A 20,087-nucleotide genomic window follows, 5' to 3' on the forward strand; every position below is an offset into this window, starting at 1 on the left:
CGGATGTCGTATGAGAGCCCGGAGACAGGAGACGACGATGGGCTTGCTGGTCGACGGCGTGTGGCAGGACCAATGGTACGACACCGCGTCGGCCGGCGGCCGCTTCGAGCGCAAGGCCTCGGCCTTCCGCAACTGGGTGACCGCCGACGGCAGCCCCGGCCCCTCCGGCGCGGGCGGCTTCCGGGGCGAGGCGGGCCGCTACCACCTCTACGTCTCCCTCGCCTGCCCCTGGGCCCACCGGACCCTGGCCGTGCGGGCGCTGAAGGGCCTGGAGGAGGCGATCTCCGTCTCGGTGGTCGACCCGCATATGGGCGCGGAGGGCTGGGTCTTCGGCGACACGCCGGGGGCGACGCCCGACGCGCTCCACGGCGCCGCGCGCCTCTACGAGGTCTATCGCGCGGCCGACCCGCACTACACGGGCCGCGTCACCGTGCCGGTGCTGTGGGACAAGGCGGGCGGCACCATCGTCTCGAACGAATCGGCCGAGATCATCCGCATGCTGAACGACGCCTTCGGCGGCTCCGGTCCCGACCTCTACCCCGAGGCCCTGCGCGGCGAGATCGACGCGATCAACGCCCGCGTCTACGAGCGGGTGAACAACGGCGTCTACCGGGCGGGCTTCGCCACCACGCAGGAGGCCTATGCCGAGGCCTACGAGGCGCTGTTCGCCGAGCTCGACGCCCTGGAGGAGCGCCTCGGCCGCGGGCGCTACCTCTGCGGGAGCCGGCTCACCGAGGCCGACATCCGCCTGTTCACGACGCTGGTGCGCTTCGATGCGGTCTATGTCGGCCACTTCAAGTGCAACCGGCAGCGGATCGCCGACTACCCGAACCTGTCGAACTACCTGCGCGACCTCTACGCGCTGCCCGGCATCGCCGCGACCGTGAACCTCGACCACATCAAGCGGCACTATTACTGGAGCCACACCACCATCAACCCGACCCGGATCGTGCCGCTCGGGCCGGCCCTCGACTTCTCGGCGCCGAACGACCGGGCCCTGCGCTTCGGCGCGTGACCCCCCCGGGTGCCCGTCGAGGCCGGCCCATGCCCTCGCCCATGCCCTCGACGGCCGCCCGATTCCGACTAGATCTGCCGTCCATGACGATCCTGCGCCTCGCCCCCCTCGCCCTCGTGCTCTTCGCCGGCCCGGCCATGGCCCAGACCGCGGTGAAGCTCGAGGGCACCTGCGAAAAGCTGGTGATCGCGGGCCAGGACCTCAGCGGCGCCTGCCAGGGCACGCTGATGAACACGGTCTCGCGCAGCCGGACGAGCTTCGACTTCACGGCCGCCGACGGCCGGACGCTGAGCTTCGCCGGCAACGGCGCCCAGCAGGAGCGCACCGAGGAGACCGATCCGCTCCAGCCGATCAACCTCGTCATCGCGGGTCAGGGCGGGGGTGCCGCCCCGACCCTGGCGATCGGCGCCTGCAGCTTCTCGACGCCGGCGCCGGGCAAGACCGCGATCACCTGCGAGGCCAGCGCGCCGGGCGGGGCCGCCTATTCCGGCACCTTCGTGACGGCGACCAAGGCCGCCCAGGCGCCGGCACCGGCCGCGCGCTGAACGCGGCGGACTGGTCAGGCCGCCTTCCGAATCCCATCTACCCGGGCGCTCGCGACGTTTTGTGCGCGGGCGCGATCGGGGTTAGGGCTCGGCTCGCGGAGCCGGCCGCCCCGACCGGCACGTCCAGATCCCGAGGCACGACCCGATGCTGAACGATTCCCTCGCCGGCGACACGCCGAAGCCCGGCGCGGCCGACCTCGTCAAGGACACCACCACCGCGGGCTTCCGACAGGACGTCATCGCCGAATCGATGAACCGCCCGGTCCTGGTGGATTTCTGGGCGCCCTGGTGCGGGCCCTGCAAGCAGCTCACGCCGGTCCTGGAGAAGGTGGTCACGGCCGCCGCCGGCAAGGTCGTGCTCGTCAAGATGAACATCGACGAGCATCCCTCCATCGCCGGCCAGCTCGGCATCCAGTCGATCCCCGCGGTGATCGCCTTCCAGCGCGGCCAGCCGGTGGACGGCTTCATGGGCGCGCTCCCCGAGGGCGAGGTGAAGAAGTTCATCGACCGGATCGCCGGCCCCGGCGGCCCGAGCCCGGTCGAGGCGGCGCTGGAGGAGGCGGTCCGCCTCGCCAGCGAGGGCGACCTCGCGGGCGCCTCGGAGCTCTACGCCGCCGTGCTGGAGCAGGAGCCGGACAACCTGACGGCGCTGGCCGGGCTCGCCAAGATCCAGCTCGACGCGGGCGAGTTGGAGAGCGCGAAGCAGGTGCTCGCCATGGTGCCGGAGGCGAAGGCCAACGACCCGGCGCTGGCCAGCGTGCGGGCGGCCCTCGAACTCGCCGAGCAGGCGGCCTCGCTCGGCGACCTCGCCGGGCTGCAGGCGCAGGTGGAGGCGAACCCGGACGACCACCAGGCCCGCTTCGACCTTGCGCTGGGCCTCGCCGCGCGCGGCGACCGGTCCTCGGCGGTCGACCATCTCATCGAGGTCCGGCGGCGCGACCGCGACTGGAACGAGGATGGCGCCCGCAAGCAACTGCTCCAGTTCTTCGAGGCCTGGGGCGTGATGGATCCGGACACGATCCGCGGGCGGCGCAAGCTGTCGACCCTGCTGTTCTCGTAGCGTCGGCATCGCCGGAGGGGAGGCGCGATTGAGCACCCATGCGGGCTACAGGAGCACGGCCGACTGCCCGGCCGTGATTCCGGTCTTCCCTCTCCCCGGCGCCCTGCTGCTGCCGCGGGGCCAGATGCCGCTCAACATCTTCGAGCCCCGCTATCTCGCGATGGTGGACGACTGCCTGCGCACCGACCGGGTCATCGGCATGATCCAGCCGGACCCGGAGGGCGGCGGCGGATCGCCCATGAACCCGAAGCTCTACCGGGTCGGCTGCCTCGGGCGGCTGACCCAGTTCGCCGAGACGGGCGACGGCCGCTACCTGATCTCGCTCACCGGGATCGGGCGCTTCCGCGTCGAGAGCGAGCTCGCCACGGCGAGCGCCTATCGCCGCTGCCAGGTCTCCTACGACGACTTCGCGGTGGACTTCGAGGCGCGGGCGGGCGAGGAGCAGGTGGACCGCGAGGGCGTGCTGAAGGCGCTGCGCGACTTCGTGGACTCCAACGACCTCAAGGTCGACTGGGCGGGCATCGAGGAGGCGCCGAACGAGGCCCTCGTCAACGCCCTCTGCATGATGAGCCCCTTCGGCGTGCGCGAGAAGCAGGCCATGCTGGAGGCGGCGGACCTGAAGACGCGGGCCGAGATCCTGATCGCGGTCACGCAGATGGAACTGGTGCGCGGCTCCGGCCCCGAGCCGACGCTGCAGTGACGAGAGACCGTAGAGACTGAACCGATGGCCAACGACCTCACCGCCCCCGTCGAGGCGACCCGCGTCGACCCGAAGCTCCTCGAGATCCTGGTCTGCCCCCTGACCAAGGGCACGCTCGAATACGATTCCGCCCGGCAGGAGCTGATCAGCCGCTCGGCCAAGCTCGCCTACCCGATCCGCGACGGCATCCCGATCATGCTGCCGGAAGAGGCGCGCCCGCTGATCGACTAGCGGACGCCGGTCCGGCTTAGCCAAAGGGGAGGGCGATTCCGCGCCCGGCTCAGGCCGGCTCGGCATATTGCGCCCGGCCGTGGCCGAAGGACCAGTTCTCGGCCTTCACCTCGACGAGGTTGATGAAGACGTCCTCCGGCCGCAAACCCGGATCGCGGGCGAGATTCGCGACGATGGCGCGGTAGAGGGCCTGCTTCGTCGCGGCATCCCGGCTGCCGGTGCAGGTGATCTGGATGATCGCGAGGTCGTCGCTGCGGGCGATGCCGAGATAGCCCGCGCCGTAGGCGAAGTCGGCGGGCTCGTGCTCGTGCACCATCATGAAGCGGTCGTCCTCGGGCACGGCGAAGGTCTCGCGCATGGCGGCGTAGACGCCCTCCATGAGCGCCGTCCGGTGGGCCGGCGGCTTGCCCTTCAGGATGGAGATGCGGGTCAGCGGCATGGGATGATCCTTGAACCTCGGGGCTCCGCGTCGGGAGCGGAGGGATCTTGCGGAATCCTGACCATCAGAGAAAGATATGGCCTGCTATTTCAGCAATGAGCGTTCGTTATGCTCGGGCCGTCCCGCACTCTCGATGCCGATGCGATCCAGGCCTTCGTCCTGGTGGCCGACCTCGCGAGCTTCACCCGTGCCGCGGAGGCGCTCGGCACCTCGCAGGCCGCGGTCAGCCTGCGCCTGAAGCGCCTGGAGGACCGGCTCGGCCATCGCCTCGTCGAGCGCACGCCCCGTCAGGTCCGCCTCTCGGCCCGGGGCGAGGCCTTCCTGCCGGCCGCGCGCGACCTCCTGCTCGCGCAGGAGCGGGCCTGGCAGCAGGTCGAGCCTCCGGCCCGGCGTCGGCTGGTCCTCGGCATCAGCGACCATGTCGCCGGGCCGGAGCTGCCGGTCCTGATCGGCCGCATCGCCGCGCAGGATCCGGCCCTCGTCATCGAGGTGCGGGTGGCGCGCTCCCAGGAGCTGATCGCCGCCTATGACCGCGGCAGCTTCGACGCCGTGATCGTCCGCAACGAGGACGGGCGCGAGGACGGGCGCCTGCTCGCCCGCGAGGTCTTCGGCTGGTTCGCGGCCCCCGGCTTCCGGCACCGCACGGGCGAGCCCCTGCGCCTCGCGACCCTGGCCGAGCCCTGCGGCGTGCGCGAGACAGCCGCCCGCCTCCTCGACGCGGCGGGCCTGCCCTGGACGGAGGTGTTCGTGGGCGGCGGCGTGCTGGCGGTGGCCGCCGCGGTCAGCGCCGGGCTCGGCGTCGCGGCGCTCGCCCGCCGGGTCGCGCCCACGGGCGCGGTGGAGGTCGGCGCCGCCTTCGGCCTGCCCGCGCTGCCGCCGGCGGAGGTGGTGCTGCATGCCCGCGCCGGGGAGCCGCGCACGGAGGCCGTCCTGCGGCTCGTGGGCGCGACCTTCCGGTCGGCCGAGCCGGCCTGAACGGGCGAGCTGATTCAGGTTCCGTACAGGTTGCCTCTGGCACCGAGACTGTACGGCAGTCTATGGATACGCTTCCGAACGGCAAAGCTTGGTCAGATCGAAGAATTCGGCGTCATAATCTTGCCGCTTCGCAGATCTACCTGAGCGCATCACCTGCCGAACGACCCGAAGGGTCTCACAATGAATGCGCCGCGATTGCCTTCGCGGTGAACCAAACCGTTCGTGCCTTGACTGTTCGTGCCTTGGGGACTCCATGACGTCGACCATCACCGCTCTCACCCTCGCCGCCGGCCTCGCGCTCCCGATCCTGCTGCCGGCCGCCCCAGCGCAGGCGGGCGACTTCAACGGGACCTGGCGGGTGGAGCTCGTCACCGAGAGCGGGATCTGCGACAGCCGCTACAACTATGCGGTCTTCATCGCGGAGGGGCATATGCGCCTCGCCTCCGCGACGGATTCGAGCGCGCGGATGAGCGGGCGCGTCGGCCCCGACGGCACCGTCGGCCTCACCGTCTCGAACGGCAGCGCCAGCGGCACCGCCTCGGGCCGGCTCCAGGCCCAGACGGGCTCGGGCACTTGGAAGGTCTCGGCCCTCTGCTCGGGCCGCTGGACGGCGCGGCGCTCCAACACCCGCACCGCCCAGGCTGAGTAAGGGGATTCCGAAGGGGTCATACGACATCCGGGTGATCCCTTCGGGATGGCGGATGTCGCCTTCGCTCAAGCGCCGCGCTGGTTGGCTGAGACCGCCTCCGGCCTGATCAACCGGACGCGGTATCGCCCCTTTGGCGGATCCAGGGCAGAGCCCTGGGATGCAGATCGGGGCTCTGCCCCGCCCCCCGCGAGAGGGATGATCCCTCTCGACACCCGGGATGTTCTCAGGCTCCCGCGAGCCAGGAGCGCGCCTCTTCGATGCGGGCGCGCTCGAAGACGCGGATCTGGGCGGGCGAGACGAAGTTGAAGGTCTCGGCCAGCGCCTTCAGCCAGGGCGCGTCGGTGACGAGCGCCACATGGCTCACGCTCTTCATCATCGAGAGGCCGAAGCGCGGGTCCTTGAAGAAGGCCGCCGGCTCCATGCCCTCGAAGGCGCGGATATCCTCCAGGAGCTTGAGCTTGCCGCCCTTGTCGAGGTCGGCCTTCATCGCGGTCATCGCCGCGTCCATCTCGGCATCGGTGATCTTCCCGTCGACCACGATCTCGGCGACGTTGGAATCCGGCTTCTTGGCGTAGCTGAGCACTGATCACGCTCCTCGGGGGCGGTTGCCGGGACCACTCTCCTACAAAAAGCTCTGCGGGTCGACATCCACCGCGACGCGCAGGTTCCCGCGGGGCTTCGGCGCGCGGGCCAGCCAGTGGCGCAGGTAGCCCTGCAGGTCGATGTTGCGCTCGGTCTTCACCAGCAGGCGGAAGCGGTAGCGCCCGCGCACCAGGGCGAGCGGCGCCTCGGCGGGGCCGAGCACCATCACGCCGGGCGGCGGCTCCGCCGCGCGGGCGAGCGCCTGGCCGTGCGCCTCGGCCGCCTCGCGCTCCGCGGCCGAGACGACGAGGGCGGCGAGGCGCCCGAAGGGCGGCAGGCCGGCGGCCTCGCGCGCCATCACCTCCTCCGCGTAGAAGCGCTCGGCATCCCCCGACAGCAGCGCCGCGATCACCGGATGCGTCGGCTGGTAGGTCTGGACCAGGGCCCGGCCCGGCCGCTCGCCGCGGCCGGCGCGACCCGTCACCTGCTGCAGGAGCTGGAAGGTGCGCTCGGCCGCGCGCGGATCGCCCGAGGTGAGGCCGATATCGGCGTCGAGCACGCCGACCAGCGTCAGGTGCGGGAAGTTGTGGCCCTTGGCCACGAGCTGCGTGCCGACGACGATGTCGCACTCCCCCGCCGCCACCGCCTCCAGCTCCATGCGCAGCCGCTCGGCGCCGCCGGGAAAGTCGCTCGACAGCACGATGACGCGCCGGTCCGGGAACAGCTCGGAGACCTCCTCCGCGATGCGCTCGACGCCGGGGCCGCAAGGCGTGAGGTTGTCGAAGGTGCCGCACTCGGTGCAGGCCTGCGGGCGCGGCTCGGCATAGCCGCATTGGTGGCAGACCAGCGCCTTGCGGAAGCGGTGCTCCACCAGCCAGGTCGAGCAGTTGCGGCAGCGGTAGCGGTGGCCGCAGGCCCGGCAGAGCGTCAGCGGGGCATAGCCGCGGCGGTTGAGGAAGAGCAGCGCCTGCTCGCCGGCCGCGAGATTCGCCTTGATGGCGTTGATCAGCGGCGGGCTTAAGAAACGGCCGCGCTCCGGCCCGTCGAGGCGCATGTCGATGGCGGTGATGTCGGGCAGGCGCCGTCCGCCGAAGCGCTCGGGCAGGCGCACGTGGCGGTAGCGGCCGCGCTCGGCGTTGACGCGGGTCTCGATCGAGGGCGTGGCGGAGGCGAGCACCACGGGGCAGCCCTCCAGGCGCCCACGCACCACCGCCATGTCGCGGGCATGGTAGTGGACGCCGTCCTCCTGCTTGTAGGCGGCCTCGTGCTCCTCATCGACCACGATGAGGCCGAGATTCCGGAAGGGCAGGAACAGGGCGGAGCGCGCGCCGACCACGACCAGGGCCTCGCCCGCCGCCACCGCCGCGCGCAACCGTTCGCGCCGCTTGCCCCCGATGCCGGAATGCCAAGCGGCCGGGCGCACCCCGAACCGGGCGGCGAACCGGTCGAGGAACTGCGCGGTCAGCGCGATCTCGGGCATCAGGATCAGCGCCTGGCGCCCGGCGCGGACGCAATGGGCCACGGCCTCGAAATAGACCTCGGTCTTGCCGGAGCCGGTGACGCCTTCGAGGAGGACGGCCCCCGCGCCGGCGCCGCGACCGGCCCCCGCTTCCGTTCGGGAGAGGGTTGGGGTGAGGGACGAGAATTGTCCGGAGTGGTCGCGTCGATCTGCGATGGGCCTCTCCTCCCCCTTGCGGGGAGGAGCCGGAGGTGGGGATGGTTCAGAAGGCACCGGGGCGCTCGATTCTGAGCCACCCCCACCCCTACCCCTCTCCGCGAGGGGGAGGGGACCCGCGCTGGACGGGTCGAGCGGGATTGCTGCGGTCGGCATGAGGAGCGCGGCAGCCGCCTCCTGCGCCTCCGACAGCGGCACCCGCGGATGGTCCGGGTCTGGCGGGGGTGCCACCGGCTCGGGCTCGACCGCCACCGCCTCCAGGGCGCCGTCGTCGATCAGCCCGTCCACCACGCCGAGCGAGACGCCGGCGCGCTTGGCGAGCGCGCTCTTGCCGTGGAGCGCCCCGTCGCCGGCCGCCGCCAGCACCTTGTCCCGTGCGGCCGTGCGGCGGGCGGGCGGCTTGCCGGACACCCGCACCGCGACCCGCGCGGTCTCGCGGGCGGCGGCCTCGTCGGGCAGGCGCAGCACGAGGGCGAGCGCCGAGCCCTTCGGGGCGAGGGTGTAGCGGGCGATCCAGTCGACCAGCCGGCGCAGGGGCTCGGAGAGCGGGGCCACGTCGACGCGGCCCGTCACCGGGCGCAGGTTCGAGCCGCCGGGGCTGTGCGACAGGCCCCAGACCACGCCCACCGTCTCGCGGGGGCCGAGCGGCACCTGCACCACGTCGCCCTCGGCGAGGCGCAGCCCCTCGGGCACGACGTAGCTGTAGGCCGTGTCGAGGGCCAGCGGGATCAGGATCTCGGCGACGTCCGGCATGGAACTCCGGCAGGGACGGAACGGGGCTCGTTCCGGGTCCGTACCATAGGCGGCCCCGCGCGGTCAGCGCGCGCGCAGGGAGAGAGCGGGCGGCAGGGCGCAGAGGCTGAGGACCACCATCACCCAGAAGGCGTGGGCGCCGAAATGCCCGTAGAGCGGACCGGAGGCGAGGGTCACCAGGGCGCCGGCGAGGCCGAGCCCGACGCTGCCGTAGAGGGCGAGCGCGGTGGCGCGCGCGCCGTCCGGCACGCTCTCCTCGATCAGCCCGACACAGGCGAGGTGCAGGAGCGCGAAGCTGAAGCCGTGCAGCGCCTGCGCCGCCATGAGCCAGGGGATCGCCACCGTCTGCGCCATCGCCGCCCAGCGCAGGGCGCCCGCGCCCGCGGCCAGTGCCAGGGCGTAGGCCGGGCCGATCCGGCGCAGGATGGGCGGCCCGAACAGGAGGAAGACCAGCACCTCCGCGGCGACGGATTCCGCCCAGAGCAGGCCCGCCGCGCCCGCGCCGATCCCGGCGCCCCGCCACAGGATCATCGCGAAGGCCTCGTGCATCGCGTGGGCGCCGATCACCAGGGCGGCCACCAGCACCATGCGCCGGAAGCGCGCATTGGCCGCGAGCGCGCGCCAGCCTTCCAGGCTCGCCTCCGCCGGCGCGGTCTCCGCCTCCGGCACGGCGCGGGCGAGCGCCGCGGTCGCCAGGAACAGCGCGCCCCCGGCGACGAGGGCCGCGCCGAGGCCGGCCGCCTCCACCAGCCAGCCGGTGGCGGCGGAGGCCGCGATGAAGGCGGCCGAACCCGCCCCGCGCACCCGGCCATAGGCGAAGGCGGCGCCCCCGCGCGAGGCGGCCAGCGCCAGCGCGTCGGCCAGCGGCGCCAGCGGCGCGGTCGCCACCGCGTAGACGAGGCCGGCCGCGAGAACCGGCCAGAAGCCGGCGAGCGGTCCATGCGCCAGGGCGGCGAGCCCGGCCCCCGCGGCGGCGAGCGCCAGCACGGCGCGGGCCGCCCGGTGGGCGTCGGCGTAGCGGCCGGCGAGCGGCCCGGCCACGAGCCGCACCAGCGTCGCGGTGCCCAGCACGAGGCCGATCTCGCCCGGGCTCAGGCCCCGGGCGGCCATCAGGTTCGGCAGGAGCGGCGAGAGGCAGCCATAGGCCCCGTAGAGGCCCGAGAACAGGGCGAGGAAGCGGGGAAACCCCTGCGATGCCGCCACCTCGCCTCCCCGGCGCTCTCCCCGGCCTGCACCCTAGAGCCGCTCCCGATCGCGTTGCAATCGGGAGCGGCTCTAAGGTCTTGTTTTGACGCGCTCTCTTGCGCCGAACCGGTGCCCCCTTCGGCGGAGAGCGCTCGAGCACCGGATTGCGCCGGGTGGGGCGTCGGTTAAGGAACGCGCCTTGTCCTGCGCGGACGCGGCCGAGATCCATGCCCGATATCCATGCCTGAGACGCCCCGCCTCGAACTCGCCGGCATCGGCTGCCGCTTCGGCGCCGTGCGCGCCCTCGACGATGTGTCGCTCGCGGTCGCGCCCGGCGAGATCGTCGGGCTGCTCGGCGATTCCGGCTGCGGCAAGAGCACCCTCCTGCGGATCGTGGCCGGGCTGGAGGCGCCGGACCGGGGCGTGCTGCGCCTCGACGGACGCGTGGTCGGGGCCGGCGTTCCGCCGGAGGCGCGCGGCGTCGGCATGATGTTCCAGGACTACGCCCTGTTCCCGCACCTGACGGTCGCCGAGAACGTGCGCTTCGGCCTCTCCGGACGGCCGCGCCGGGAGGCCGAGGCGGTCGCCGAGGGGCGGCTCGCCCAGGTCGGGCTCGGACCCCGCGCCGCGCGCTACCCGGACACCCTCTCCGGCGGCGAGGCGCAGCGGGTGGCGCTCGCCCGGGCGCTGGCGCCGGGACCGCGCCTGCTGCTCCTCGACGAGCCCTTCTCCAACCTCGACCGGCGCACCCGCGACCGGGTCCGCGCCGACACCCTCGCGGTGCTGCGGGAATCCGGCGCCACCACCCTCCTCGTCACGCACGATCCCGAGGAGGCGCTCGAGGTCTGCGACCGGATCGCCCTGATGCGGGCCGGGCGCATCGTGCAGACGGGCACCGGCGAGGATCTCTACCGCCGGCCCGAGACGCCCTTCGCGGCGCGCTTCCTCGGCGATCTGGTGGAGTTGGCGGGCCCGGCCCGGGCGGGCGTCCTCGATACGCCGTTCGGGCCCTTCGCGGCACCGGGATTCGCCGAGGGCGCCCCCGTCCGCGCCGCCTTCCGCCCCGAAGCGCTGAGCCTCGCCGCGGACGGCGTGCCGGCAAAGGTGCTGCGCCGGAGCTATCTCGGCGCCTGGCTGCGCCTCGACCTCGCGGTGGAGGGCGTCTCCGAGCCCCTGCGCCTGCCCGTGCCGCCGGACGCGCCCTACGGGCCCGGCGCGGTGCTGGGCCTCAGCCTCGACCGCGAGGCCGTGTTTATTTTTGTCGATCCGGGGGATTAAAGGTAGATCCGCCGCGGATACAGAGATCCAGTTTTTAACTGTTTCAAATCAAAAACTTAGAGCTTGATTTCGCGTAGCCGAGGCCGCTCTAGCTCCCCCGCCCAAGGGGAGAGACCGATGCCGAGTCGATACGCGAACCATGCCGCCCTCGCCGCCCTCGCGGTGCTGGCCGCGGGAGCCGCCGAGGCGGCGGAGGTGAACCTCTACACCACCCGCGAGCCCGGCCTGATCCGGCCGATCCTCGACGCCTACACCGCCAGGACCGGGGTCACGGTCAACACGGTCTTCGTGGAGAAGGGGCTCGCCGAGCGCGTGGCCGCGGAGGGCGAGCGCGCCAAGGCCGACGTGCTGATGACGGTGGACATCGGCAACCTGATCGAGCTGGTCGACCGCGGGCTCTCCCAGCCGGTGAGGTCCGCCGCGCTCGAGGGCGCGGTGCCGGCCCCCTTGCGCGATCCGGAGGGCCGCTGGTTCTCGCTCTCGACCCGCGCCCGCGTCGCCTATGCCGACGCCCGCGACCTCGCCAGCCTGAAGACCCTCGCCTACGAGGATCTGGCCGACCCGAAATGGAAGGGCAAGCTCTGCCTGCGCGCGGGCCAGCACCCCTACAACACGGCGCTGATCGCCCATTACCTCGTCAAGCACGGGCCGGAGAAGGCGGAGGCCTGGCTCAAGGGCGTGAAGGCGAACCTCGCCCGCAAGCCCGCCGGCGGCGACCGCGACGTGGCCCGCGACATCCTCGCCGAGAGCTGCGAGCTGGGCCTGGGCAATTCCTATTATGTCGGCCTGATGCGCTCGGGCAAGGGCGGCCCCGAGCAGGTGAAGTGGGGCGAGGCCATCACCGTGGTCCTGCCGGCCTTCGAGGGCGGCGGCACCCACGTCAACGTCTCGGGCGCGGTGGTGGCCAAGCACGCGCCCAACCGCGACGAGGCGGTGAAGCTCCTCGAATACCTCGTCTCCGACGAGGCCCAGGGGCTCTACGCGCAGATGAACTACGAGTACCCGGTCAAGGCCGGCGCCGCGATCGACCCGCTGCTCAGCGCCATGGGCCCGCTCACCATCGACCCGACGCCGCTCGCCGAGATCGCCCGCAACCGCAAGGCGGCGAGCCTGCTCGTGGACAAGGTCGGCTTCGACAACTGACCGCCCGGGAGCCGGGGCCCCGCTCCGGCTCGCCGCCGACGATCCGTATGTTCAGGGGCGCCCGGTCTGCTTCAGGCGCTGCATCACGGCTTCCGGAGAGGCGTAGGCTTCCTGGCGCACGGCGCTCCAGTAGCGCAGCGCGTCGAGGGGGATGGCCTCGCCGGTCACGGCGCAGCGCACGTAGGAGCCGGGCTTGATCACCCGCATGGTGCCGTCGCCGTACTCGACGACCGCCTCGCCGTTGGCCCCCCGCTCGTACCGGCCCAGCATCCCGCATCCTCGCTCGATCACCCTCCTCCATAAACCATTCCGGCGCGGAGGAAAGCGCGGGGCCGGTCCCTTCCGCTCAGAGCCGCTCCCGATCGCGTTGCAATCAAGAACAGCTCTAAGTCTTTGTTTTGACGCGCTCTCTCCCGCCGAACCGGCATCCACTTCGGCGGAGAGCGCTCTAGTCCAGCATGGAGGGCGTGCGGTCGGCGGCGAGCAGGCGGCGGGATTCCGCCGCGTCGACGTCCATCCGGGCGACGAGGGCCTCGGCGCTCGCGAAGCGCTCCTCGCCGCGGATATGGGCGACGAACTCGACGGCAATCTCCTGGCCGTAGAGGTCGCCCGCGAAATCGAACAGGTTGACCTCGAGGAGCGGCGCGCCGTCGTCGAAGGTCGGGCGGCGGCCGTAGCTCGCCACCCCGTCCCGCATCGCGCCGTCGGGCAGGCGCACGCGCACCGCGTAGATGCCGTGGGCGAGGTCGCAATCGGCGAGCGCCACGTTCGCGGTGGGGTAGCCGAGGGTGCGCCCGCGCTTGTCGCCGTGGCGGACGTGGCCCAGCACGAACCAGCGGTAGCCGAGCAGCGCGTTGGCGCGGCCCACCGCGCCGCCGGCCAGCGCCCGCCGGATCCCCGAGGAGGAGATCGGCTCGGCTTCGTCCGCGAGCGTCACCGGCTCCACGATGCGGCAGGACAGGCCCATCTCGCGGCAGAGCTCGGCCAGCACCGCGGGCGTCCCCTCCCGGCGCCGCCCGAAATGGAAGTCGTGGCCGATCACTACCCCTGAGAGGCCGAGATCCGACCGGAGCAGCCCCTCCACGAAGGCGCGCGCGCCCGTGCCGGCGAGCGCGGCGTCGAAGCGGCGCACCATCAGCCCGTCGAGCAGCCCCTCGCGGCCGAGGCGGCCGAACACGATCTCCTTCGCCCGCGGGCCGGTGAGCCGGAACATCGGCAGGTCGGGCGCGAAGAAGGCGCGCGGATGCGGCTCGAAGGTGAGGACGAGGGCCGGCCGGTCTCCCGCCTCGCGCCGCACGGCCTCGGCGAGGACGCGGTGGCCGCGATGCACGCCGTCGAAATTGCCGATCGCCGCGATGCCGCCCCGGAGCCGCGGCGGCAGCGCCTCGTCCGCGCGGCAGATCGTGAAAGGCCGCCCGGCCGTCTCGTCGCCTGACGCCATCGTTCGCTTTGCGGATCGCTCGTGCGGGAGGGCGGGCGCGTGAAGCGAGCGCCCCGGAATCGGCGCGGACCCTGTCGAAAACCGGGGGCAGGGTCAAGCGCGCGGCGGCGCGAGAGGCGCATGGCCGGAGCCCGTTCGCGATGGGCGGGATGCGGATCCGCGCAGGTTTCGCGGCGCCCGTCCCAGGTTAACCGGTTCGCAATCCGACCAAGCCTATTTTCGCGGACAGGAGGCGCCATCGGGCATTGGCGCTTCACCGCAATGGGATCGCGCGGGAGATGGCCGCTCCTCACGGCCGCTCCTTATCGGAACACACTGGAGTCCTTCGTCCATGGCCCTCGACCTCAACATGCCGATCCTCGTCGTCGACGACTACCAGACGATGGTCCGCATCATCCGCAACCTGCTCAAGCAGCTCGGCTTCGAGGAAGTCGACGACGCCTCGGACGGCACCGCGGCGCTGGCCAAGCTGAAGAACCGCAAGTACGGCCTCGTCATCTCCGACTGGAACATGGAGCCGATGACGGGCTACGAGCTGCTGCGCCACGTCCGCGCCGACGAGGGCCTGCGCACGACGCCGTTCATCATGGTCACCGCCGAGTCGAAGACCGAGAACGTCATCGCCGCCAAGAAGGCCGGCGTGAACAACTACATCGTCAAGCCCTTCAACGCGGCGACGCTGAAGTCCAAGATCGAGGCCGTCTGCGGCGCCTGACCGGCGTCACCGACGGAGCCGCGCCGGATCGCGGGGAGAGGGCGGCCCCGGCGGACCGGCCAGCCGAACACGATCCGAACCGGCGCCGGTGGCGCGCCTGCCGGAAGCAGGCGCGCGTGTCGAGAATGCCGGCCGGACGCTTGGGGTTTGAGGACACGACGATGGGATACGCCGCCACCCTGCCCGAGGCCAAAGCCGACCGGCACTGCCCCCAATCCATGATCGCCGAGCTGATGGAGATCGCCGACTACATCAGCCACATGCGCACCGAGATCGCGGCCCTGCGCGCCAACGAGATGACGCGCGACCGCATCCCGACGGCGCACGAGGAGCTCGGCAACGTGCTCGAGGCGACCGCGGGCGCCACCAACACCATCATGGAGGCGGCCGAGGCGATGCTGGCGCTGCCCGACGACGCGGAATACCGCGCCAACGTCGAGGCGCAGATCTACACGATCTTCGAGGCCTGCGCCTTCCAGGACATCACCGGCCAGCGCATCGGGAAGGTGGTCGAGGCGCTGCGCAACTTCGAGCTCAGGCTCGCCCGCTTCGCCAGTGCCGTGCGCGCCCGCGACGAGGGCGGCGTCGACCCTGCCGAGGCGGAGCGCCGGGAGCGGGCCGAGCGCCTGATCCTCAACGGCCCGCAGCCGAACGGCCCCGCCACGGCTCAGGACGACATCGACGCGCTCTTCGCCTGAGCGCCCCCCGTGCGGGAGCGTTCCTGAGCCGAAGTGGACACCGGAACGGCAACGGCTCTAGGAGGTGGGCTCGCGCGCTCAGCCGCGCCCACCGCACGGATCCCTGCATGCCGGCGCGCTACTGGTCCGACCTGACCACCGCGGAGATCCGCGCCCGCGACATGGCCTCGGCCGTGGCGGTTCTGCCGGTCGCGGCGATCGAGCAGCACGGGCCGCACCTGCCGCTCGCCACCGACACGGTGATCGCCGAGGGCTACCTCGCCCGCGCCGCCGCCCTGGTCCCCGACGATTTCGACGTGCTGATCCTGCCCGTGCAGGCGATCGGCAAGTCGGACGAGCACGACGCCTTCCCCGGCACCCTCACCCTCACCGCCGAGACCGCTTTGCGCGCCTGGACCGAGATCGGCGCCGGCGTGCACCGGGCCGGCTGCGGGCGCCTCGTCATCGTCTCCTCGCACGGGGGCAACAGCGCGCTGATCGACCTCGTGGCGGCGGAGTTGCGCGGGCGGTTCGGGATGGTCGCGGTGACCACCGCCTGGGCCCGGTTCGGCTATCCGGACGGCCTGTTCCCGGCGGACGAGGTCGCCTACGGCATCCATGCCGGCGGCATCGAGACCGCCCTGATGCTGGCGCTCCGGCCCGACCTCGTGCGCCGCGAGCGCGTCGCCGACTTCCCCTCCCGGGCGCAGCGGATGCGCGCGGACTTCACCCATCTCAGCGCCGGCCGTCCGGCCGCCTTCGCCTGGAAGGCGCAGGACCTCAACCCGGCCGGCGCCCTCGGCGACGCGCGGCTCGGTACGGCGGAAGCCGGGCAGGCCGCCCTCGACCACGGCGCCCGGGCCTTCGTCGCCCTCCTGGCGGACGTCGCCCGCTTCGGCCTCGATGGCTAGGGTCTAAAACCGGTCGGCTCGACCGGGTGACGGGCTGTTGAGGGTGGTGATCCGTCATTGCGGCGTGGCCGCCACCGGACCATCCGCTTATCGGACGCGCGAAACCGTCACTTCCTCAGCGGCACGCCCTTCGTGGTGAAACGCTGCCCGCCGCCCGCGTGGCGCACGGGTCGCTGCTGGCCTCCCGCCTTGCCCGCACCCGAGCCTGTTCCCGGCGGCTGCGAGAACGGTACGAGCTGGTCCGGCCTCGGCCCGATGAGATCCGCGCGGCCCATCTTCCTCAGCGCCTCGCGCAGCACGGGCCAATTTTCGGGGTCGTGGTAGCGCAGGAACGCCTTGTGCAGCCGTCGCTGCCGCAGGCCCTTGATCGCATCGACCTGCTCGCTGCCGCCGCGCCGCACGCCGCGCAGCGGGTTGAGCTCGGTGTGGTACATCGCCGTGGCGGTCGCCATCGGCGAGGGCAGGAAGGTCTGCACCTGGTCGGCGCGATAGTCGTTCTTCTTGAGCCACAGCGCGAGGTTCATCATGTCCTCGTCGGTCGTGCCCGGATGCGCCGCGATGAAATACGGGATCAGGTAGTATTTCTTGCCGGCCTTCTTTGCCGCCGCCTCGAACATCTCCTTGAAGCGGTCGTAGGTGCCGATGCCCGGCTTCATCATCAGGTCGAGCGGGCCGCGCTCGGTGTGCTCGGGCGCGATCTTCAGGCGGCCGCCGACATGGTGGGTCACGAGCTCCTCGACATATTCGGGGCTCCTGACCGCGAGGTCGTAGCGCACGCCGGAAGCGACCATCACCTTCTTGACGCCCTTCACCTCGCGGACCTTGCGATAGAGCCGGATCAGGTCGTCATGCGAGGTGTTCAGGTTCGGGCAGATGTCCGGGAAGACGCAGGACGGCAGCCGGCACGCCGCCTCGATCTTCGGGTCCTTGCAGGCCATCCGGTACATGTTCGCGGTTGGGCCGCCGACATCCGAGATCACGCCCGTGAACCCCGGGGTCTTGTCGCGGATCCGCTCGATCTCGCGCAGGATCGAGCCCTCTGACCGGTTCTGGATGACGCGGCCCTCGTGCTCGGTGATGGAGCAGAAGGTGCAGCCGCCGAAGCAGCCGCGCATGATCGTCACCGAGAACTTGATCATGTCCCAGGCGGGGATCTTGGCGTCGCCGTAGGACGGATGGGGCGCGCGGGCGTAGGGCAGGTCGTAGACCGCATCCATCTCGTCGCTGGAGAGCGGGATCGGCGGCGGGTTCAGCCACAGGTCGCGGTCGCCGTGGCGCTGGACGAGCGGGCGCGCGTTGCCGGGATTGGCCTCCCGGTGCAGCACGCGCGAGGCGCGGGCATAGGCTTCCTTGTCGCCCACGACCTCATCGTAGGCGGGGAGCCGGATCACGGTCTCGCCGGGGCGGCGGGAGGCGGCCTCGTCGGCGGAATCGAGATCGTCGGCGGGCAGCTCGGTGTAGTTCTCGGGCACGCGGCGGAACAGGGCGACGCCGCGGATGGAATCGAGCTCGCGCGGCGTCTCGCCGGCGGCCATGCGATTCGCCACCTCGACCACGGCGCGCTCGGCATTGCCGTAGATCAGCAGATCCGCCTTCGCGTCCGCCAGGATCGAGCGGCGCACCTTGTCGGACCAGTAATCGTAATGCGCGATGCGGCGCAACGAGGCCTCGATGCCGCCGAGCACGATCGGCACGTCCTTGAAGGCCTCGCGGCAGCGCTGCGTGTAGACGATGGTGCAGCGGTCCGGCCGCCGGCCGCCTTCGCCGCCGGCCGTGTAGGCGTCGTCATGACGCAGCCGGCGGTCGGCCGTGTAGCGGTTCACCATCGAATCGAGATTGCCGCCGGTGACGCCGAAGAACAGCCTCGGCTTGCCGAGCGCCTTGAACGGCTCCGCGGACTGCCAGTCGGGCTGCGCGATGATGCCGACCCGGAACCCCTGCGACTCGAGCAGCCGGCCGATGATGGCCATGCCGAAGCTGGGGTGATCCACATAGGCGTCACCCGTCACCAGCACGATGTCGCAGGCCTCCCACCCGAGCGCCGCCATCTCGGCGCGGCTCATCGGCAGGAACGGCGCGGCCTTTCCGGCAGGCGGCGATTTGCAGGCCAGGGGAGCCAAGGCTCGTTCGGCAGAATCTTGGAGTTCCATGGGGCTATCCATAGGCCGCCAAGACCGCGAGCTCAACGAATGGCAAGGGGGGCGGCCCTCGCCCCTGCATCAAGGCGGCCGAGGCTCGCTTACAGCCTGCGCCGGAGGCGGCGCTCGGGCACGAGCCGGCAAGCAGACCGTCCGAGAACCCGAGCAGGGTCGAAAGCGATTCTGTGCATGGTCAAGCTGAGTGGCTTCCGACCCGAAGCGCGATCACCGAAGCGGCGGCCGGCCGGGTACACGACGATGTGTCCCAGCAGAGGGATGACGCCGGAATCCTGCAAGTCTCTCGTATTCCACAAACCTCGCGACCGGTATGCTCTCGGACACTCAATTCGCGAGCATCGACGGCCGAAATCATGGCCGAGTTCTTGTGCGGCTCTTCGAAAAGGTCCTAAGATCGCACCGGGGCCTCGCCGAGGATGACCTCATGGCCGAACCAGAGACCAAGCCGGAGCCGGAGATCATTCCCTGGCCTGACCGGGTTCGGCGGACCGGCGAGCTGACGGTGTTTCCCGGGCCGGGCTTCGCCGGGAGCGTCTGGGGGACGGTCCTCGACAAGGCGATCACGGCCATCAACCAGCTTCTCAAGGACAAGAGCATCGCCCTCGTCTTCCGGAAGACGGACAGCGAGGCGGGCAACCCGATCGTCGCCGAGACCTTCCCGGGCTCGGGCCTTCACGGCAACTCGATCCTGTCGCTCGTCGGGTCGGGCGATCGGGAGCGGCTCGGCTCGTTGAAGCTGCGCGTGCCGGCCAATCCGCGCATCAACGGCGTCGATGCCGGACCGCCCGTGCGCATCCACATCCTCGTCCACGAGCTCGTCCATTGCATCGGGCTGACGAACTCGGCCCATAGCCAGGACGATGTCTTCATCGGGAAGCTGGTGATCGCGACCGGCGGGGTCGTCGGCGGAAAGGCGCTGCCCCTCGATGGCAGCGGCTCCGTCCCGCCCCTGAAGCTCGGCGCGAAGACGGTCACCAACATCAAGAAGGCGTGGGAGCTCCCGGCCTCCGCCAACCCGTAGGGTCGGCCCGGCTGCGCGGGGCAGCCGGGCGGGACCGTCTCAGCGCTCGCGGCGCTCGCGAACGGTCGTGCGCTCCTCGCGCCGCTCGATCCGGTCCCGGCGCGGCTCGGGATCGACGCCGAGCACGCCGCCGACCGTTCCGGTGGCCGCACCGACGGCTCCGCCGACGACACCGCCGACGGGTCCGGCCGCCCGGCTTCCATCCTCGGCCCCGCGCTCGGCGCCTCGGATGGTGCCCTGCGCATGGGCCGATGCGGCCAGGGCGACGGGAGACAGGACGAGGGTCGCGATGAGGAGTGTGCGCTTCATGAGCGTTCTCCGAGTTCGAGTTCGAAACACGGGCCGTGTGCCCGCAATCGTTGCGGCGGCACGCTCATGCCAACGTTCGGGACTCGAAAAGGGTGCACCGCCCCCATGCCACACACCCCTCGTGCGGAGATCAGGCGTGCCGGGTGGGGCGGAGCGGATCGGAGGGGGGACAGGTGCCGAGCAGGGCGTCGATCGCGCGCTGCTCCTCCATGAAGAACTCGTGCATCGCCCCGTAGAACCGGCTCATCGAGCGGCACGCCTCGTAGACCGTGTCGTCCGCCTCGCCCTGGGAGAGCTGGAGATACCGGTCCGCCTTCCATTCGGCGATCCGCGCGCCGGTGGCGCACTCGGCGAGGGCCCGCTCGATCTGCGGGGAGAGCGTGTCGGTCGAACCTGTCTGCGATGACACCGGGCGTACCTCCATGGGACGTCGTTGCGGGATCGCCGTCCTGCGGGTCGGCCTTCTCGTGCCGGGAGCGCCGCTGCAACGCCGCGCCTCGGCCCGGACGGGCGAAGTTTTGGACCGACCGCATTCCGGATTCTCAGCACTGAAGACCCGGACGCGACGGGCTTACCAAAGCTGACAACGCAAAGAATTCACTTGTGTTGCAGGCGCGCCTCTCTCCG

22 protein-coding genes are annotated in these 20,087 nt (G+C 71.6%); 13 read left to right on the plus strand and 9 right to left on the minus strand.

What is annotated here, in order from left to right; translation table 11 throughout:
- Positions 1–37: 37 nt before the first annotated feature.
- The 5 genes from MTDSW087_RS06740 (at position 38) to MTDSW087_RS06760 (ending at position 3,551) form a co-directional block, all read left to right on the plus strand.
- The gene (locus MTDSW087_RS06740; RefSeq protein WP_144761900.1) at positions 38–1,015 is read left to right on the plus strand and encodes a glutathione S-transferase family protein; all 978 of its coding nucleotides are present in this window, start codon (positions 38–40) and stop codon (positions 1,013–1,015) included.
- An 83-nt stretch (positions 1,016–1,098) separates the two neighbouring features.
- Positions 1,099–1,560, plus strand: coding sequence for a hypothetical protein (locus tag MTDSW087_RS06745; protein ID WP_144761904.1), 462 nt, complete (start codon positions 1,099–1,101; stop codon positions 1,558–1,560).
- 145 nt (positions 1,561–1,705) lie between these two features.
- Entirely contained in the window at positions 1,706–2,620 is a 915-nt protein-coding gene (gene trxA / locus MTDSW087_RS06750; protein WP_144761907.1) for a thioredoxin, read from the plus strand.
- A gap of 28 nt (positions 2,621–2,648) precedes the next feature.
- Positions 2,649–3,320 (plus strand): LON peptidase substrate-binding domain-containing protein, encoded by a 672-nt coding sequence (locus MTDSW087_RS06755; protein ID WP_144761910.1) that lies wholly within the window; start codon positions 2,649–2,651, stop codon positions 3,318–3,320.
- Between the two features lie 24 nt (positions 3,321–3,344).
- A complete protein-coding gene (locus tag MTDSW087_RS06760) occupies positions 3,345–3,551 on the plus strand; it encodes a Trm112 family protein (RefSeq protein WP_142582519.1) in 207 nt (68 codons plus the stop codon).
- A 49-nt stretch (positions 3,552–3,600) separates the two neighbouring features.
- Here MTDSW087_RS06760 and MTDSW087_RS06765 read toward each other — a convergent pair whose 3' ends face one another.
- Positions 3,601–3,990, minus strand: a complete 390-nt coding sequence (locus MTDSW087_RS06765; RefSeq protein WP_144761913.1) for a tautomerase family protein — start codon at positions 3,988–3,990, stop codon at positions 3,601–3,603.
- Between the two features lie 108 nt (positions 3,991–4,098).
- Between MTDSW087_RS06765 and MTDSW087_RS06770 the strand changes: the two genes are divergently transcribed.
- Together MTDSW087_RS06770 and MTDSW087_RS06775 are read left to right on the plus strand one after the other, a co-directional pair.
- Positions 4,099–4,965, plus strand: coding sequence for a LysR family transcriptional regulator (locus MTDSW087_RS06770; RefSeq protein WP_144761916.1), 867 nt, complete (start codon positions 4,099–4,101; stop codon positions 4,963–4,965).
- A 253-nt stretch (positions 4,966–5,218) separates the two neighbouring features.
- Positions 5,219–5,614 (plus strand): hypothetical protein, encoded by a 396-nt coding sequence (locus MTDSW087_RS06775; RefSeq protein WP_144761919.1) that lies wholly within the window; start codon positions 5,219–5,221, stop codon positions 5,612–5,614.
- Positions 5,615–5,837: 223 nt separating this feature from the next.
- Here the strand turns inward: MTDSW087_RS06775 and MTDSW087_RS06780 are convergent, their stop codons facing one another.
- The 3 genes from MTDSW087_RS06780 to MTDSW087_RS06795 form a co-directional block, all read right to left on the minus strand.
- Positions 5,838–6,197: a SpoIIAA family protein gene (locus MTDSW087_RS06780; RefSeq protein WP_142582524.1), complete on the minus strand. Its 360-nt coding sequence runs from the start codon at positions 6,195–6,197 to the stop codon at positions 5,838–5,840.
- Between the two features lie 39 nt (positions 6,198–6,236).
- Positions 6,237–8,624, minus strand: coding sequence for a primosomal protein N' (locus MTDSW087_RS30015; RefSeq protein ID WP_186383755.1), 2,388 nt, complete (start codon positions 8,622–8,624; stop codon positions 6,237–6,239).
- Between the two features lie 63 nt (positions 8,625–8,687).
- Positions 8,688–9,827 (minus strand): MFS transporter, encoded by a 1,140-nt coding sequence (locus MTDSW087_RS06795; RefSeq protein WP_186383756.1) that lies wholly within the window; start codon positions 9,825–9,827, stop codon positions 8,688–8,690.
- A gap of 222 nt (positions 9,828–10,049) precedes the next feature.
- Between MTDSW087_RS06795 and MTDSW087_RS06800 the strand changes: the two genes are divergently transcribed.
- Positions 10,050–11,087, plus strand: a complete 1,038-nt coding sequence (locus MTDSW087_RS06800; RefSeq protein ID WP_144761922.1) for an ABC transporter ATP-binding protein — start codon at positions 10,050–10,052, stop codon at positions 11,085–11,087.
- 117 nt (positions 11,088–11,204) lie between these two features.
- Positions 11,205–12,230 (plus strand): extracellular solute-binding protein, encoded by a 1,026-nt coding sequence (locus MTDSW087_RS06805; RefSeq protein WP_144761925.1) that lies wholly within the window; start codon positions 11,205–11,207, stop codon positions 12,228–12,230.
- A gap of 51 nt (positions 12,231–12,281) precedes the next feature.
- Here MTDSW087_RS06805 and MTDSW087_RS06810 read toward each other — a convergent pair whose 3' ends face one another.
- Both MTDSW087_RS06810 and ribF read right to left on the minus strand, forming a co-directional pair.
- Positions 12,282–12,500: a DUF2093 domain-containing protein gene (locus MTDSW087_RS06810; protein WP_144761928.1), complete on the minus strand. Its 219-nt coding sequence runs from the start codon at positions 12,498–12,500 to the stop codon at positions 12,282–12,284.
- A 178-nt stretch (positions 12,501–12,678) separates the two neighbouring features.
- Complete coding sequence (gene ribF, locus MTDSW087_RS06815) at positions 12,679–13,671, minus strand: riboflavin biosynthesis protein RibF (RefSeq protein WP_144761931.1); 993 nt, start codon at positions 13,669–13,671, stop codon at positions 12,679–12,681.
- Between the two features lie 331 nt (positions 13,672–14,002).
- On the opposite strand from ribF, the gene MTDSW087_RS06820 reads away from it, so the two are divergent.
- From MTDSW087_RS06820 to MTDSW087_RS06830, 3 genes are all read left to right on the plus strand, one after another.
- Positions 14,003–14,386, plus strand: coding sequence for a response regulator (locus MTDSW087_RS06820; protein ID WP_142582530.1), 384 nt, complete (start codon positions 14,003–14,005; stop codon positions 14,384–14,386).
- A gap of 161 nt (positions 14,387–14,547) precedes the next feature.
- A complete protein-coding gene (locus tag MTDSW087_RS06825; RefSeq protein WP_244948374.1) occupies positions 14,548–15,084 on the plus strand; it encodes a protein phosphatase CheZ in 537 nt (178 codons plus the stop codon).
- Positions 15,085–15,191: 107 nt separating this feature from the next.
- A complete protein-coding gene (locus MTDSW087_RS06830; protein ID WP_144761935.1) occupies positions 15,192–15,974 on the plus strand; it encodes a creatininase family protein in 783 nt (260 codons plus the stop codon).
- A gap of 107 nt (positions 15,975–16,081) precedes the next feature.
- On the opposite strand, the gene MTDSW087_RS06835 is transcribed toward MTDSW087_RS06830, so the two are convergent.
- Positions 16,082–18,124 carry a YgiQ family radical SAM protein gene (locus MTDSW087_RS06835; protein WP_144761938.1) on the minus strand — a complete coding sequence of 681 codons (2,043 nt, stop codon included), beginning with the start codon at positions 18,122–18,124 and terminating at the stop codon, positions 16,082–16,084.
- Between the two features lie 430 nt (positions 18,125–18,554).
- Between MTDSW087_RS06835 and MTDSW087_RS06840 the strand changes: the two genes are divergently transcribed.
- Positions 18,555–19,151, plus strand: coding sequence for a hypothetical protein (locus tag MTDSW087_RS06840; RefSeq protein WP_144761941.1), 597 nt, complete (start codon positions 18,555–18,557; stop codon positions 19,149–19,151).
- 39 nt (positions 19,152–19,190) lie between these two features.
- Here the strand turns inward: MTDSW087_RS06840 and MTDSW087_RS06845 are convergent, their stop codons facing one another.
- The gene (locus MTDSW087_RS06845; protein ID WP_144761944.1) at positions 19,191–19,460 is read right to left on the minus strand and encodes a hypothetical protein; all 270 of its coding nucleotides are present in this window, start codon (positions 19,458–19,460) and stop codon (positions 19,191–19,193) included.
- Positions 19,461–19,590: 130 nt separating this feature from the next.
- A complete protein-coding gene (locus MTDSW087_RS06850) occupies positions 19,591–19,869 on the minus strand; it encodes a hypothetical protein (protein ID WP_144761947.1) in 279 nt (92 codons plus the stop codon).
- Positions 19,870–20,087 lie beyond the last annotated feature (218 nt).

Source organism: Methylobacterium dankookense, from assembly GCF_902141855.1.
Taxonomy (GTDB): Bacteria; Pseudomonadota; Alphaproteobacteria; order Rhizobiales; family Beijerinckiaceae; genus Methylobacterium; species Methylobacterium dankookense.

Bases quoted from the DNA above. Each gene is read 5' to 3' on its own strand.
- MTDSW087_RS06760 (WP_142582519.1), top strand. From the start codon at position 3,345: ATGGCCAACGACCTCACCGCCCCCGTCGAGGCGACCCGCGTCGACCCG.
- MTDSW087_RS06825 (WP_244948374.1), top strand. From the start codon at position 14,548: ATGGGATACGCCGCCACCCTGCCCGAGGCCAAAGCCGACCGGCACTGC.
- MTDSW087_RS06830 (WP_144761935.1), top strand. From the start codon at position 15,192: ATGCCGGCGCGCTACTGGTCCGACCTGACCACCGCGGAGATCCGCGCC.
- MTDSW087_RS06820 (WP_142582530.1), top strand. From the start codon at position 14,003: ATGGCCCTCGACCTCAACATGCCGATCCTCGTCGTCGACGACTACCAG.
- MTDSW087_RS06775 (WP_144761919.1), top strand. From the start codon at position 5,219: ATGACGTCGACCATCACCGCTCTCACCCTCGCCGCCGGCCTCGCGCTC.
- MTDSW087_RS06845 (WP_144761944.1), bottom strand. From the start codon at position 19,460: ATGAAGCGCACACTCCTCATCGCGACCCTCGTCCTGTCTCCCGTCGCC.
- MTDSW087_RS06765 (WP_144761913.1), bottom strand. From the start codon at position 3,990: ATGCCGCTGACCCGCATCTCCATCCTGAAGGGCAAGCCGCCGGCCCAC.
- ribF (WP_144761931.1), bottom strand. From the start codon at position 13,671: ATGGCGTCAGGCGACGAGACGGCCGGGCGGCCTTTCACGATCTGCCGC.
- MTDSW087_RS06810 (WP_144761928.1), bottom strand. From the start codon at position 12,500: ATGCTGGGCCGGTACGAGCGGGGGGCCAACGGCGAGGCGGTCGTCGAG.
- MTDSW087_RS06800 (WP_144761922.1), top strand. From the start codon at position 10,050: ATGCCTGAGACGCCCCGCCTCGAACTCGCCGGCATCGGCTGCCGCTTC.
- MTDSW087_RS06805 (WP_144761925.1), top strand. From the start codon at position 11,205: ATGCCGAGTCGATACGCGAACCATGCCGCCCTCGCCGCCCTCGCGGTG.
- MTDSW087_RS06740 (WP_144761900.1), top strand. From the start codon at position 38: ATGGGCTTGCTGGTCGACGGCGTGTGGCAGGACCAATGGTACGACACC.
- MTDSW087_RS06840 (WP_144761941.1), top strand. From the start codon at position 18,555: ATGGCCGAACCAGAGACCAAGCCGGAGCCGGAGATCATTCCCTGGCCT.
- MTDSW087_RS06770 (WP_144761916.1), top strand. From the start codon at position 4,099: ATGCTCGGGCCGTCCCGCACTCTCGATGCCGATGCGATCCAGGCCTTC.
- MTDSW087_RS06835 (WP_144761938.1), bottom strand. From the start codon at position 18,124: ATGGAACTCCAAGATTCTGCCGAACGAGCCTTGGCTCCCCTGGCCTGC.
- trxA (WP_144761907.1), top strand. From the start codon at position 1,706: ATGCTGAACGATTCCCTCGCCGGCGACACGCCGAAGCCCGGCGCGGCC.
- MTDSW087_RS06745 (WP_144761904.1), top strand. From the start codon at position 1,099: ATGACGATCCTGCGCCTCGCCCCCCTCGCCCTCGTGCTCTTCGCCGGC.
- MTDSW087_RS30015 (WP_186383755.1), bottom strand. From the start codon at position 8,624: ATGCCGGACGTCGCCGAGATCCTGATCCCGCTGGCCCTCGACACGGCC.